At 63.7% G+C, this 13,354-nt stretch carries 11 protein-coding genes; 8 read left to right on the forward strand and 3 right to left on the reverse strand.

Annotated elements, in window-relative coordinates:
* Positions 1-68 precede the first annotated feature (68 nt).
* From CKW09_RS12660 to ggt, 3 genes are all read left to right on the forward strand, one after another.
* Positions 69-737 (forward strand): TetR/AcrR family transcriptional regulator, encoded by a 669-nt coding sequence (locus CKW09_RS12660; protein WP_231922040.1) that lies wholly within the window; start codon positions 69-71, stop codon positions 735-737.
* Positions 738-892: 155 nt separating this feature from the next.
* Positions 893-1,942, forward strand: coding sequence for a type II asparaginase (locus CKW09_RS12665; protein ID WP_095097605.1), 1,050 nt, complete (start codon positions 893-895; stop codon positions 1,940-1,942).
* A gap of 167 nt (positions 1,943-2,109) precedes the next feature.
* Positions 2,110-3,792, forward strand: a complete 1,683-nt coding sequence (gene ggt, locus CKW09_RS12670) for a gamma-glutamyltransferase (RefSeq protein WP_061795260.1) — start codon at positions 2,110-2,112, stop codon at positions 3,790-3,792.
* A gap of 51 nt (positions 3,793-3,843) precedes the next feature.
* On the opposite strand, the gene CKW09_RS12675 is transcribed toward ggt, so the two are convergent.
* Both CKW09_RS12675 and CKW09_RS12680 read right to left on the reverse strand, forming a co-directional pair.
* Entirely contained in the window at positions 3,844-5,784 is a 1,941-nt protein-coding gene (locus tag CKW09_RS12675) for a DUF3857 domain-containing protein (protein WP_095097608.1), read from the reverse strand.
* Positions 5,785-5,926: 142 nt separating this feature from the next.
* On the reverse strand, positions 5,927-6,496 hold the full coding sequence (locus CKW09_RS12680) for a helix-turn-helix domain-containing protein (protein ID WP_095097611.1): 570 nt from the start codon (positions 6,494-6,496) through the stop codon (positions 5,927-5,929).
* 121 nt (positions 6,497-6,617) lie between these two features.
* Between CKW09_RS12680 and CKW09_RS12685 the strand changes: the two genes are divergently transcribed.
* Complete coding sequence (locus tag CKW09_RS12685) at positions 6,618-7,508, forward strand: DMT family transporter (RefSeq protein WP_095097614.1); 891 nt, start codon at positions 6,618-6,620, stop codon at positions 7,506-7,508.
* 202 nt (positions 7,509-7,710) lie between these two features.
* On the opposite strand, the gene CKW09_RS12690 is transcribed toward CKW09_RS12685, so the two are convergent.
* On the reverse strand, positions 7,711-8,316 hold the full coding sequence (locus CKW09_RS12690) for a nitroreductase family protein (RefSeq protein ID WP_095097617.1): 606 nt from the start codon (positions 8,314-8,316) through the stop codon (positions 7,711-7,713).
* Between the two features lie 386 nt (positions 8,317-8,702).
* Here CKW09_RS12690 and CKW09_RS12695 point away from each other — a divergent pair, with 386 nt between their 5' ends.
* Genes CKW09_RS12695 through CKW09_RS12710 form a run of 4 tightly spaced genes read left to right on the forward strand, consistent with a single transcriptional unit; the run spans position 8,703 to position 13,352 of the window.
* Positions 8,703-9,932, forward strand: coding sequence for an SfnB family sulfur acquisition oxidoreductase (locus CKW09_RS12695; protein WP_061795257.1), 1,230 nt, complete (start codon positions 8,703-8,705; stop codon positions 9,930-9,932).
* A 10-nt stretch (positions 9,933-9,942) separates the two neighbouring features.
* Positions 9,943-11,148, forward strand: a complete 1,206-nt coding sequence (locus CKW09_RS12700; RefSeq protein WP_095097620.1) for an SfnB family sulfur acquisition oxidoreductase — start codon at positions 9,943-9,945, stop codon at positions 11,146-11,148.
* Entirely contained in the window at positions 11,148-12,518 is a 1,371-nt protein-coding gene (locus tag CKW09_RS12705; protein ID WP_095097623.1) for an LLM class flavin-dependent oxidoreductase, read from the forward strand. The genes CKW09_RS12700 and CKW09_RS12705 overlap by 1 nt, the downstream gene beginning before the upstream one ends.
* 33 nt (positions 12,519-12,551) lie before the next feature.
* Entirely contained in the window at positions 12,552-13,352 is an 801-nt protein-coding gene (locus CKW09_RS12710) for a MetQ/NlpA family ABC transporter substrate-binding protein (RefSeq protein ID WP_095097626.1), read from the forward strand.
* Positions 13,353-13,354: the final 2 nt, after the last annotated feature.

The following is a 13,354-nucleotide window of genomic DNA, read 5'->3' on the forward strand; positions in this document are numbered from 1 at the left end:
TTGTAATTAATTAATTGCGTAATTAATATATGAGCACGCCTTTTCTCCGGTCAATGGATATTACCGCGATGACAGCACGAAACGTTCAAACTCCCGCTACGCCCCGCCGCCCCGGCAGGCCAAGCGGCGGCGGCAAAGGGGCAGACAAGCGCGAGCATCTGCTGGATACCGCATTGGATCTGTTCGCCCGCCAGGGCATTGGGGAAACCTCGCTGAACGCTATCGCCCGCGAAGCCGGCGTAACGCCGGCCATGCTGCACTACTACTTCCACAGCCGCGAGCAGCTGCTGGACGTGCTGATCGAAGAGCGCTTTCTGCCGGTGCGCAAGGCCGCCGGCGAGGTGTTCAACGCCAACGCCGACGATCCGCTCGCCGCCTTCACCCAGCTGGCGCAGCGTTTTATCGACATCGCGCTTGAGCACCCGTGGTTCGCCCCGCTATGGCTGCGTGAAGTGATCAGTGAAAGCGGCGTATTGAAACAGCGCATGGACCAACGCTACGGCGACGACCACCGCAAGGCGGCGCTGCAGTCGATCGCCCGCTGGCAGGCGCAGGGCCGGTTAAACCCCGGGCTGGAACCCTCCCTGCTGTTTATCACCCTGTTCGGCATCACGCTGCTGCCGCTGGCAACCGCGCCCAAATGGCGGCGTGACGAAGATAACGGCCCGCTGCGGGCGGAGGACATCGCGCGGCACGCCATTGCACTGCTGCGCCAGGGATTGGCGCCACAGCGCTGATCGCAGACTCATTTTGGTGCGGGCCGTTCCCGCATCAGGTGCAAAACCCGCCCGGCCACGCCTTCTGCGGCCCTAGCGCCGCCGATAAACGAACTGGCACCCTTCTTGCTTTGAGCTCTCCTGCTTATTTGGCTTATTAATCAGGGGTTACGCTTATGCTTCACCATATCAGAACGGCATTTATCATCGTCATACTTGGCATTGTCGGCGCGGCGAACGCCGCCGGGGAACGGCCGCACATCGTGATCCTGGCTACCGGCGGCACCATCGCCGGCTCCGCCGCCTCCAATACGCAAACCACCGGCTACCAGGCCGGCGCGCTGGGGGTGGATACGCTGATCGCCGCGGTGCCGGAAATGCAGAAAATCGCGCGGGTGGACGGCGAGCAAATCGCCAATATCGGCAGCGAGAACATGACCAGCGAGATATTGCTCACGCTGTCGAAGCGGGTCAACGCGCTGCTGGCGCGCGACGATGTCGATGGCGTGGTGATCACCCACGGGACGGATACCCTCGACGAGTCGCCGTACTTCCTTAACCTGACGGTGAAAAGCGACAAGCCGGTGGTGTTCACCGCCGCCATGCGCCCGGCCACCGCCATCAGCGCCGACGGCCCGATGAACCTGCTGGATGCCGTTACCGTGGCGGCCGACAAGCGCGCCGCCGGGCGCGGCGTCATGGTGGTGCTGAACGATCGCATCGGCTCCGCGCGCTTCACCAGCAAAACCAACGCCACCACCCTGGACACCTTCAAAGCGCCGGAAGAAGGCTATCTGGGCGCGATCGTCGGCGGCAAGCCGTATTTCGAAACCCGGGTGGACAAGATCCACACCCAACGCTCGGTGTTCGACGTGCGCAACCTCAGCGCCCTGCCGAAGGTCGACATCATTTACGGCTATCAGGACGATCCGGAGTACATGTATGACGCCGCCATCGCCCATAAGGTCGACGGCATTGTCTACGCCGGCACCGGCGCCGGATCGGTTTCGGTACGCAGTTCGGCCGGCATCAAAAAGGCCGAAAAGGCCGGCGTCACCGTGGTGCGCGCCAGCCGCACCGGCGGCGGCATCGTGCCGGAAGACGCCGGCCAGCCCGGCCTGGTTTCCGACTCGCTCAACCCCGCCAAGGCGCGCATTCTGCTGATGCTGGCGCTGACCAAAACCCACAATCCGCAGGTGATCCAGGACTACTTCCACGCCTACTGATGCGGCCAACCCGGTTTAACGCTTCAGGTCACGGTTCCTTATCTTGGTCAGGCGTCGCCGCCTGACCGCTGCTACCTTCAATAAAGCGCCGAAAAAGCGCTAAGCCTCTGTTTAAAAATAATTAGTTTAATTCACCTGATAATTGAATAACGCTGAAAGGATCTTCTATGTCTGTTGGCTTATTGAAAACGATAGCTCTGAGCGTGGCGCTCGCCTGCGCCGTTCCCGCCGCCTGCGCCGCCGACCTGACCGCCGGCGCGGTCGCCGCTCCCGATGAATACGCGGCCAAGGTCGCCGCGCAAACGCTGCAGGCCGGCGGCAACGCGGTCGACGCGGCGGTCGCCGTCGCCTTCACCCTGGCGGTCACCTATCCGGAGGCCGGCAATATCGGCGGCGGCGGTTTCATGACGCTGTACGTCGACGGCAAACCCTACTTCCTCGACTACCGCGAGGTCGCCCCGAAAGCCGCCGGCAAAACCATGTACCTGAACGAGAAAGGCGAAGTGATTGAAAATCTCAGCCTGGTCGGCAGCCGCGCCGCCGGGGTGCCCGGCACCGTGCTGGGGCTGTGGGAAGCGCATCGGCGCTTCGGCAAGCTGCCGTGGCCCGAACTGCTGACCCCGGCCATCGGCTATGCGCGACAAGGCTTTAAGGTGGCCGATCAGCAATACCAATACCGCGAGGACGCCAACAAGCTGTTCGCCGGCAAAACCAACTTTGGCGACTACTTCGGCAGCATGAAACCCGGCTCGGTGTTCAAACAGCCGGAGCTGGCCAAAACCCTCGAACGCATCGCCAACAAAGGCGCCGAAGACTTTTATCGGGGGGACACCGCCAGGCTGCTGGTGGCGCAGATGCAGCGCGACGGCGGCCTGATCACCCAACAGGACTTGAACGATTACCGGGTGAAATGGCGCCAGCCGATGCAGATCAGCTGGCGCGGCAACACCCTCTATACCGCCCCGCTGCCGAGCTCCGGCGGTATTGCGTTGGCGCAGCTGCTGGGCATTAAGGAAGATCGCGCCGCCGATTTCAACGGCGTGGAGCTGAACTCGGCGCGCTATATCCACCTGCTGGCGGAAATAGAAAAGCGGGTATTTGCCGATCGCGCCGATTACCTCGGCGATCCGGACTTTGCCAAGGTGCCCGAAGCGCAGCTGATCGCCCCCGACTACCTGAAAAAACGCGCCGCCGAGATCAATCCGACGGCGATCTCCCCGACCGAGAAGGTCCGCCCCGGACTGGAAACGCACCAGACCACCCACTTCTCGATCGTCGACGCCGCCGGCAACGCGGTCAGCAATACCTATACCCTCAATTGGGACTTCGGCAGCGGCGTGGTGGTCAAGGGCGCCGGATTCCTGCTGAATGACGAAATGGACGACTTCAGCGCCAAGCCGGGCGTAGCCAACGCCTTTGGCGTGGTGGGCAGCGACGCCAACGCCATCGCGCCCGGCAAGCGCATGCTATCGTCGATGAGCCCGACCATCATCACCCGCGACGGCGAGGTCAGCCTGGTGATCGGCACGCCGGGCGGCTCGCGCATATTCACCTCGATTTTCCAGGTGATAAACAACATCTACGATTACCATCTGCCCTTGAAGCAGGCGGTGGCGGCCCAGCGCGTGCATCATCAGCTGCTGCCGAAAGACACCCTCTTCTATGACGGCTTCGCCCCCCTGCGCGGCAAAGTGGCCGACCAGCTGAAAGCCATGGGCTATGTGCTGGAAGATCAGGGCTGGAATATGGGGGACATTCAGGTTATCCGCGTCGAGGGACGCACGCCGGAAACCGCCGCGGATCCGCGCGGCCGCGGCGTGGGGCTGGTGGTGCAGAAAGAACCGAAGTAACGCGTCAGACCGCGGCCCGGACGGCAACGCCGGGCCGCGCTGTTCGGCGGATTACTTGGGGCTCACCACCGCGTTGGCTAACTCGCCATACACCAGCTGCCCGCGGAACCCGCGCCGCACCTGCTGGAACAGCTCGCGGAACGCCGGATAGTCCTGCGGCTGGCACAGCGCATCCTTGCCGCGAACGGCGTTCATTTGCAGCCGGTGGTTGACGATCACCTGTTGGCCGTCGCGCCGCCATTCCACCCGATAATCGCCCGCTGCATTGCGGAACCGCTGGCCTTTGGGCATGGCGATAATCGGCACGTCGGCCGGCAGCTGCAGGCGGTAGGTTTCATCATAGCGTTGCGCATCGCAATAGAACGGCGTTTCGTTACTCGGCGCGGCGGTCGAGGTATAAAGCGTGCGGAAAGACTTGCCGCCGGGCGGATTGGGCACCCGCATGCCGCCCACCACGCCAAAATCGACATAGTCGTCGGCCTTGAAGCGGAAGCTGAAGCCAAACGGCTTGTCAAGATCCAGCGGATCGCCGTGCATCGCCACCTGCCCGCGGCCGTCGATGCCGGAGGACGTCATAATGGACTCCTCGGCCCGCGCGCGGTTTTGCTGGTTGAGCTGCGAGAAATAACCGCGCAGATCGATCTCCTCCACCTCGCTCAGCCGGCGTTCGGTTTGACCGCGCATATTGCCGGCCTTATCGAACACGAAATCAACGCTGAGGGCGTTTCGATTGCGCAGCTCGTCGTTGCTTGGGGTGCGCGCCAGCCGGGCTTCGCGCGTCAGCAGCACCGGCGCGCCCAGATCGCCCGCCGGCAACTGGCCGAAGCGCGCCCAGGGGTTGGTCGAGTCCAGATACAGCTTGAATTCCGGCAGATAGGTAATGGCATGGTTAAAGCGCCCCAGCAGTGGCACCTTCGGCAAGATCGGGCCTTCGTCCATGCCGATCAACACCGGTGAACTTTCGATCCCCTTGGCGGCCAACAGCGCTTCCAGCAGCACCACATGGTCCTTGCAGTCGCCGTAATGGTTGTCGAGAATGCTTTGCGCCGAATTCGGTTCCAGCCCGCCGTTGCCCAGATACACCGCCACATAACGAATATTTTGCGCCACCCAACGATAAATCGCCGCCGCCTGCTCGCGACGGTCGGTCACGCCGGCGGTGATCCGATCCGCCAGCGCCTGCACGCCCGGCGTCACCTTCGCCGCCTGGCTGGCCTTCAACTGATAGGCCTTGGCTAACTGCGGCCATTCGCGGTAGGTGCTGGCCATGATGGTTGGGCTGAAGGTCCAGCTGCCCGCCGCCCAATTCTGCGCTTTCATCGGCACGCTGCGCTGATACTGCCAGCGCCAGTGCGCCTGCCCGTCGCGGATCTGCGGTTGGTCGCCGCCCTTCACCCCGCGGGTGAAAATATTCATCGGCAGCTTGGCCGGCGCCTGCAGGCTGACTTCGGCGTCTTCAAACTGATCGAATACGCTGAAGGTTTCCCACAGGCCGAAGTAGCCGGGGAAATACGGTACCTTTTGCGTTTGGCGCACCTGATAGACGATGCGCGCGCCCGGCGCCAGGTTGGAAAACACGATGACCCGCACCTTGCGATCGGCGTACAGCGGCGCCGAGGCGCTGGAGTAGCTCTCCTGGGTGTAGATGCGATCCGGCGCAACGTCGTGGCGCTGGCCGTCGGCGGTGAGCGTATAGGCCGACACCACCTCCAGCGTTTCCATTTTTTCGCTGTAACCCAGGCGGATCTGGCCGAACTTTTCGATCGCCGCCTTGGTCTTCAGCAGGATTTCATAGCTTTCGGTCTTCACGCTGTGCGCGTTGGCCAGCACCTGATAATCGGCGCGGTAACGCAGGTAGCTGAAGTCGTTGCTGGCCGCGTCTTGCTGCGCGCCGCGATCGGCGGGTATGGCGACCTCGGTGGCCAGCAGCGTGGCGGGTTGCGCCGCCGTCAGGCCGGCGAGCAGCAGTAGAGGGGGGATGGCGATTTTCATCTTCAATCCTTGAAGGTCGTTAAAGCGGGACGGCGAGCCCCCTTGAGGCCGCCGCCAAACAGGCAGGCACACTAATATAACTGAGAATCATTTTCAATAAACGCATGGTCAACGCCGGTGATTCATCAAATCAATATCGAGCTCACCCTTGCTCAATCAGCATCACGGCGGTGGTGTCCGCCTCCAGCGCCTCAAAAATGTGCTCGCAGTCAGCCGAATAACTGATGTAATCGCCCGCTGCCAGCTCGAAGACCCGATCGGCCGGACCCAGCCGCGCCCTGCCGCTGCAGAGGATCACATGCTCTATCGTGCCCGGCATATGCGAGCGCGAAAGGTGCGGCTCGCCCGGCTGTACCCGCAGCCGGTAAATATCGCGCTGGGCTCCCGGCGGGCAGGTCGCCAGCAAGGTGGCGGCGTAATCGGCCCGTTCGGACACCGCAGCGACCCCTTCATCGGCGCGGATCACCTGCACATGCTGACGCGGCTGCGCAATCAACCGGCTGACCGGCACGTCCAGCGCCATCGCCAACGCCCACAGGGTTTCCAGGCCGGGATTGCCGCTGCCGGTTTCCAGCTGTGAAAGTGTCGACTTGGCGATGCCGGCGCGTTTGGCCAGCTCCGTCAGCGACAGGTTCAGGCGTTCCCGCTCGCGGCGAATGGCGCTCGACAGCAGGCCGATGGGCGTCTGATTATGCGAAAGGTCATTGCTCATTGTTCACCATATCGGTCGATTGTTCGGTTTGACAAACAAACTCGTATCTGTTCATCATAATGTTCGATTGTTCATTTTAATGAATTACTCAGATTGCACAAGGGATGAATAGGATGGAAACATGCGGATAAAAATCGGCGGCACCGGGCAAATGATCCTCGCGATGACGATCTCGGGCACCGTCGGCTGGCCGGTCGTCGCGCTGGGAATGCCGGCGGTGACGGTGGTGTTTTGGCGCTGCGCGTTTGGCGCACTGGCGATGCTGGCGGTATGCGCGCTGCTGGGCCTGCTTAAGCGCGGCGCGCTGAGCGGCAGGCAACTGGGCATCGCCATGCTGGGCGGCCTGGCGCTGGTGCTGAACTGGACGCTGCTGTTCGCCGCATACGCCCACGCGTCCATCGCCGTGGCGACCGTGACCTATCACCTGCAGCCGTTTATGTTGGTCGGCCTGGGCGCGTTGTTGTTCGGCGAACGCCTGACGGCGAATCGGCTCGGCTGGCTGCTGCTGGCGTTTGGCGGCATGGTCCTGATCGTCACCGGCCATTCCGCCGGCGCCGGCCCCGACTATCTGCTGGGCGTACTGATGGCGCTGGGGGCGGCCCTGATGTATGCCGTCGCCGCCGCGATCGTCAAACAGCTGAAAAACCTGCCGCCGCAGCTGCTGGTGTTGATTCAGCTCAGCGTGGGCGCGCTGCTGTTGGCGCCGTTCGCCGGCGTCCAGGCCCCGGCGGCGCCCCGCGACTGGCTATTGCTGGCGACCCTGGGCCTGGTGCATACCGGGCTGATGTCGTTTCTGCTGTATAGCGCCATCCAGAAAATCCCCACCAGCCTGGTCGGCGCCCTGTCGTTCATTTATCCGGCGGTGGCGATCGTCGTCGACTGGGCGGTATTCGCCCACCGCCTCAGTCTGCTGCAGATGCTCGGGACCGCGGCGATACTGGGCGCCGCAGCGGGCATGAACTTCGGCTGGCGGCTGCCGCTCCCCGCCATGCGGGCCGATAAAGCCGGCTAATCCCGCTTTACGGGCAAGCAATGCAATATAAGGTATTCGCCTTACGGCCTGAGGTGATGTTATTTATTGAGGCAGCGTTTGAGAGGGGGAATTATGTGGAATGATCGCCTGAAGCGGCGCATACGTTTCAGTTACTGGAACGAGCTGTGCGTCGTTAATAGCGCGGGGGATGGCGATTCACCATCCCCCGCCGCATTATTTCTCAGAAACGATCGATTTTCACGATGTCATCGACCGGCAGTTTGCCGATACGCGGGTAAGGCGGGCTCAGGCTTTTGCCAACCGCCACCATCAGCGCGATCTGGTAGTGATCCGGCTGGTTGATGATGGTACCCACCGCATCGAAATCAAAACCGTCCATCGGGCAGGAATCATAGCCCTGCGCCTTGGCCGCCAGCATCAGGGTTTGCGCGAAGATGCCGCTGCTGCGCATCACTTCGTCGCGCTGCACCTGCGGCTTGTCCCGGTAATACCGATCGATAGCCGGGAACATAAACTGCTGTACCGGCTGCGCCGCTGCGCCCCAGACGTTTTTCACCTGCGATTGCCAACTGGTCAGATCGCCGCACAGCACGACCAGCATCGAGGCGTCGGTGACCTGCGCCTGGCCCCACGCCGCCTCGCGGATTTTTTCACGCTGGGCGCGATCCTCGATCAACAGGGGGCGCCAGTGCTGCAGGTTAAACGCGCTCGGCGCGGCCTGCAGCGCAATGCCCAACAGCGCTTTTTTTTCTTCCAGCGTCATGCGGTGCTGCGCATCGAACTGTTTGGTGGCCCGGCGCTGCTGAATTGCTTCTAAGGTATTCATTTATCTGTCCTTGTCTCGGCTTGATTGCCCTATTGTCGTCATCGCGGCGACGCTGTCCAGCGCTTATTCGCCCGTGGCCTGCGTCAGCCTGAGCTGGGTGCCGCCCGGCGCGGATCCGTCGCCGGGCGATTTCACCCTTAGCCGCCGCATGAGCCGGCATCGATCCCCCCGCCGGCTAAAGGCGAACCCGTTGTAATCCTTAAGCTAATTAATCGCTAAGCAAGGCACTATTTATAATAAGCCACCGCTTTACACTTCCGCGCGCAAATTATTATTATCGACGGGTACCCCACCGCAGAACCGATTTAAATTTTAATTATATTTCATAGCGCTACGCTCAATGCGGCGCGCTCTTTATCGCTGTCCGTCATATTGAGGAATTCGTTATGGCCGTATTCGTTGCGCCCGAACCCTGCGCTGTACCCACCGATGAATTGGCCCGCCCGATCGCCGATGATCAACAGGCGCTGGCGGCGGCGCGTCAGGTGGCTATCGCCGCCGCGCCTCACGCCGCGCTGCGCGATCGGCAACGGCAATATCCGCTGCAGGAACTGGCGCTGTTTAGCCAGTCCGGCCTCGGCGGCATTTCCATCCCGCGCGAATATGGCGGCCCCGGGCTGTCCTTTGTCACCCTCGCCGAGGTGTTTCGGCTGATTTCCGCCGTCGACCCGGCGCTGGGCCAGATCCCGCAAAACCATTTCGGCCTGATCCAACTGATCCGCGACGCCGGCAACGAAGAACAAAAACGGCGCATCTTCGCCGCGGTGCTGGCCGGCCAACGCATCGGCAACGGCGGCCCGGAGAAAAACAGCAAGCATACGCTGGACATGCACAGCCGCCTGCGCCAGACCGCCGACGGCCTGCGTTTCACCGGCGACAAGTTCTATTCCACCGGCGCGCTGTTCGCGCATATCGTCGCGGCCAAGGCCCTGGACGATCGGCAGCAGCCGGTGCTGGCGTTGATCCCGCGCCCGGCCGCCGGCCTGGAGATTGTCGACGACTGGTCGGGCATCGGCCAGCGCACCACCGCCAGCGGCACGGTGCGCCTGCGCGCGGTGCCGGTCGATGCCGACAACGTCATTCCGCTGCAGCCATTAAGCGACAAACCGACCATTCAGGGCGCGGTCTCGCAGCTGATTCAGGCCGCCATCGATGCCGGCATCGCCCAGGGCGCGCTGGATGAGGCGGCGCAGTTCATTCGCGAGCGGTCGCGCCCCTGGGTAGACGCCGGGGTCGAGCGCAACGCCGATGATCCCTACATCCTGGCCGACGTCGGCCGCCTGAGCATCGAGCTGAGCGCCGCCAACGCCCTGCTGAAGCGCGCGGCCGGTACGCTGGACCAGGTCGACCGCCGGCCGGTCACCGCCGAGAGCGCCGCCGCGGCGTCGATCGCGGTGGCCGAAGCCAAGGTGCTGACCACCGAAGTGGCGCTGCTGGCCAGCGAAAAGCTGTTCGAATGGTCCGGCAGCCGCGCCACCCTGGCGGAGCACGGCCTCGACCGCCACTGGCGCAACGCTCGCACTCACACCCTGCACGACCCGGTGCGCTGGAAATATCACGCCATTGGCGATTACTACCTCAACGGGCGCTTCCCGGCGCGCCACTCGTGGATTTAAAGGAGCCGACATGAGCACTCAGGTAACCCCGGCGCAGACGGCGCAGCGCATCACCAGCGCCGAACAGGCATTGGACACCGCACACCGCCTGGCGGAGCAGTTTGCGCCGTCCTCCGCCGAGCGCGACAGCCAGCGCCGCCTGCCGGTCGCCGAGCTGGCGACGCTGTTCGCCTCCGGCCTCGGCGCCATTACCGTGCCGCGCGAATTTGGCGGGCCGGCGCTGTCGAACGGCCTGCTGGCGCGGATTATCGCCATTATCAGCCAGGCCGACGCTTCGATCGGCCAGGTGCCGCAGAACCACTTCTACGCGCTGGAAGTGCTGCGGGTCCAGGGTTCGCCGCAGCAGCAACGGCGGCTGTATCAGGAAGCGCTGGCCGGCGTGCATTTCGGCAACGCGCTGGCGGAATTCGCCGGCAAAGCCGCCCACCATCGCAGCACCGCGCTTTACCGCCAGGGTGACCAATGGCGGCTGCGCGGCCAGAAATTTTACGCCACCGGCGCGCTGTATGCCGGCCGCATCCCGACCGCCGCCCTGGGCGAGGACGGCAAGGAGCGGTTGGTGTTTCTGCCGCGCGCCACGCCCGGCCTGACCATCACCGACGACTGGTCCGGCTTCGGCCAGCGCACTACCGGCAGCGGCAGCGTAACGTTCGCGGATTGCCCGGTCGACGAACAGGATATCGTCCCCTTCCACAGCGTCTTTGAGCGCCCGACGCCGGTCGGCCCGCTGGCGCAGATCATGCACGCCGCCATCGACCAGGGCATCGCCAAAGCCGCCTGGCAGGACATGCTGCAGTTCGTTCGCAACAGCTCACGGCCGTGGATCGACGCCGGCGTGGAGCGCGCCAGCCAGGATCCGCTGACGCTGGACCGCATCGGCAAAATTTCCGCCCGCATTCAGGCCGGCGACACCCTGCTGGAGGCCGCCGGCGAGGCGGTCGACGCGGCGCAGCGCCACAGCGACGAACAAAGCGTGGCGCTGGCGTCGATCGAAGTGGCCAAGGCGCGCGCCTGGACCACCGAGGTGGCGCTGGCCGCCGGCAACCTGTTGTTTGAACTGGCCGGCAGCCGCGCCACGCTGCGGGAACACAACCTCGATCGCCACTGGCGCAACGCCCGCACCCACACGCTACACGATCCGGTGCGCTGGAAGTACCCGGCGATCGGCAACTATCTGTTGAACGGCGTGCTGCCGCCGCGCCGGGGGACCCTGTAATGAGCCAGCCCGCTAAAGAGATCCTGCTGAACGCCTTCAACATGAACTGCGTCGGCCATATTCATCACGGCATGTGGACCCATCCGCAGGACCGATCCACCGAATTCAACCAGCTCGACTACTGGACCGAACTGGCGCGGCTGCTGGAGCGCGGGCTGTTCGACGGGCTGTTTATCGCCGACATTCTCGGCGTTTACGACGTCTACCAACAAAACATCGCCCTGACCGCCAGCGAGTCCATCCAACTGCCGGTCAACGATCCGCTGCTGCTGGTGTCGGCGATGGCCGCGGCGACGCAGCATCTCGGCTTCGGCATCACCGCCAACCTCAGCTATGAGGCGCCTTATCCGTTCGCCCGCCGCCTGTCGACGCTGGATCACCTGACCCAGGGGCGCATCGGCTGGAATATCGTCACCGGCTATCTGGACAGCGCCGCCCGCGCCATGGGCCTGACCGAACAGGTCAGCCACGATCGCCGCTACGATCAGGCCGACGAGTTTCTCGACGTCGCCTATCAGCTGTGGGAAGGCAGTTGGGAAGACGATGCGGTGCTGGCCGACCGCCAGCGGCGCGTCTACGCCGATGCCGGCAAGATCCATAAGGTGATCCATCGCGGCGAGTTCTATCAGGTCGAAGGTTATCATCTGTCGTCGCCTTCGCCGCAGCGCACCCCGCTGCTGTTCCAGGCCGGCAGTTCGGCGCGCGGCATACGGTTCGCCGCCCGCCACGCCGAGTGCAGCTTCGTTAACGGCGCCACCCCGGCGGCGATGAAGGCGCAGGTGGATAAGCTGCGCGCCGCCGCGGTGGCCGCCGGCCGTCGGCGCCAGGATCTGAAGGTGTTCATGGGCCTCGGGGTGATTGTGGCGCCCACCGCCGCCGAAGCGCAGGACAAATACCGCGAGTACCTGCGCTACGCCAGCCCGGAGGCCGGCATCGCCCACTTCTCCAGCTCTACCGGCATCGATCTGGCGCGCTTCGGGCTGGACGAGCCGATCCAGGCCGGGCCGACGCAGGCCATCGAATCGGTGAGCCAAACCTATCGCGGCTGGACCCGCCGCCAGCTGCTGGAGCAGCACGCCATGGGCGGGCGCTATCCGCTGGTGGTGGGCGATCCGCAGCAGGTGGCCGACGCGCTGCTGCAGTGGGTCGACCAGGCCGATATCGACGGCTTCAACCTGACGCGCATCGTCAACCCGGGCAGCTACCGCGACTTCATCGATTTGGTGGTGCCCGAGCTGCAATCCCGCGGCCGTTATAAAACCGCCTACCGCCCCGGCAGCCTGCGGCAAAAGCTGTTCCGGCAGCAGGACCGGCTGCCCGCCAGCCACCCGGCGGCGAGCTGGCGCCTGCCTTCCCCCTTGTCCGCCTGAGCGGCTTATTTTCTTTTTTGAAGGAACGACACCATGACAATACGAAACCTGATGTTCTCGGCCCTGCTGGCGTTTTCCGCCGGCGCCGCCGCAGCCGATGATTACGGCGCTGCGCTGAAGGTCGGCACCACCGCCGCCTTCGCTCCGCCGCTGGAAGTGGCGGCGGAAGAAGCCGGCAAGCAAGGGCTGAAGGTGGAAATCATCGAATTCAGCGACTGGACTGCGCCCAACGTCAGCCTGGAAAACGGCGATATCGACGTCAACCTGTTCCAGCACCTGCCGTTCCTCAACAACGCCAACAAAGAAGGCAATTTCCATTTGGTGGCCTATGCCCCGGCGATCATCAACAACGTCGGGCTGTATTCCAAAAAACACAAAAGCCTCGCCGAATTGCCGGACGGCGCCCGCGTGACGATCGCCAATGACGTGATCAACGGCGGCCGCGGCCTGCTGCTGTTGCAAAAGGCCGGGCTGATCACGCTGAAGCCCGGCGTCGGCATCCAGGCCACCCAGGCGGATATCGTCAGCAACCCCAAACACATCGAAATCACCGAGGTGGAAGCGGTGCAGCTGGCGCGCACCCTGGACGAAGTGGATCTGGCGCAGGGCTATCCGCACTATCTGAAGCTGTCCGGCACCGTCGATCCGGCCAGCGCCCTGCTGTTCGACGGGCTGGAAAACCCGGAGTACGTGATTCAGTTCGTGATCCGCGACGGCCACCAGGGCGATCCGCGGCTGCGCAAGTTTGTCGACGTCTATCAGCACTCGCCGGTGGTGCGCGCAAAATTGGACAGTTTCTACGGCAAGCTGTATCAGCCCGGCTGGAGCCAGTAGCC

This window comes from Serratia ficaria (assembly GCF_900187015.1).
GTDB lineage: Bacteria > Pseudomonadota > Gammaproteobacteria > Enterobacterales > Enterobacteriaceae > Serratia > Serratia ficaria.

What these genes read in the sequence shown, in the direction of transcription:
- CKW09_RS12660 (WP_231922040.1), top strand. Translation starts at nt 69, where the DNA reads ATGACAGCACGAAACGTTCAAACTCCCGCTACGCCCCGCCGCCCCGGC.
- CKW09_RS12665 (WP_095097605.1), top strand. Translation starts at nt 893, where the DNA reads ATGCTTCACCATATCAGAACGGCATTTATCATCGTCATACTTGGCATT.
- ggt (WP_061795260.1), top strand. Translation starts at nt 2,110, where the DNA reads ATGTCTGTTGGCTTATTGAAAACGATAGCTCTGAGCGTGGCGCTCGCC.
- CKW09_RS12675 (WP_095097608.1), bottom strand. Translation starts at nt 5,784, where the DNA reads ATGAAAATCGCCATCCCCCCTCTACTGCTGCTCGCCGGCCTGACGGCG.
- CKW09_RS12680 (WP_095097611.1), bottom strand. Translation starts at nt 6,496, where the DNA reads ATGAGCAATGACCTTTCGCATAATCAGACGCCCATCGGCCTGCTGTCG.
- CKW09_RS12685 (WP_095097614.1), top strand. Translation starts at nt 6,618, where the DNA reads ATGCGGATAAAAATCGGCGGCACCGGGCAAATGATCCTCGCGATGACG.
- CKW09_RS12690 (WP_095097617.1), bottom strand. Translation starts at nt 8,316, where the DNA reads ATGAATACCTTAGAAGCAATTCAGCAGCGCCGGGCCACCAAACAGTTC.
- CKW09_RS12695 (WP_061795257.1), top strand. Translation starts at nt 8,703, where the DNA reads ATGGCCGTATTCGTTGCGCCCGAACCCTGCGCTGTACCCACCGATGAA.
- CKW09_RS12700 (WP_095097620.1), top strand. Translation starts at nt 9,943, where the DNA reads ATGAGCACTCAGGTAACCCCGGCGCAGACGGCGCAGCGCATCACCAGC.
- CKW09_RS12705 (WP_095097623.1), top strand. Translation starts at nt 11,148, where the DNA reads ATGAGCCAGCCCGCTAAAGAGATCCTGCTGAACGCCTTCAACATGAAC.
- CKW09_RS12710 (WP_095097626.1), top strand. Translation starts at nt 12,552, where the DNA reads ATGACAATACGAAACCTGATGTTCTCGGCCCTGCTGGCGTTTTCCGCC.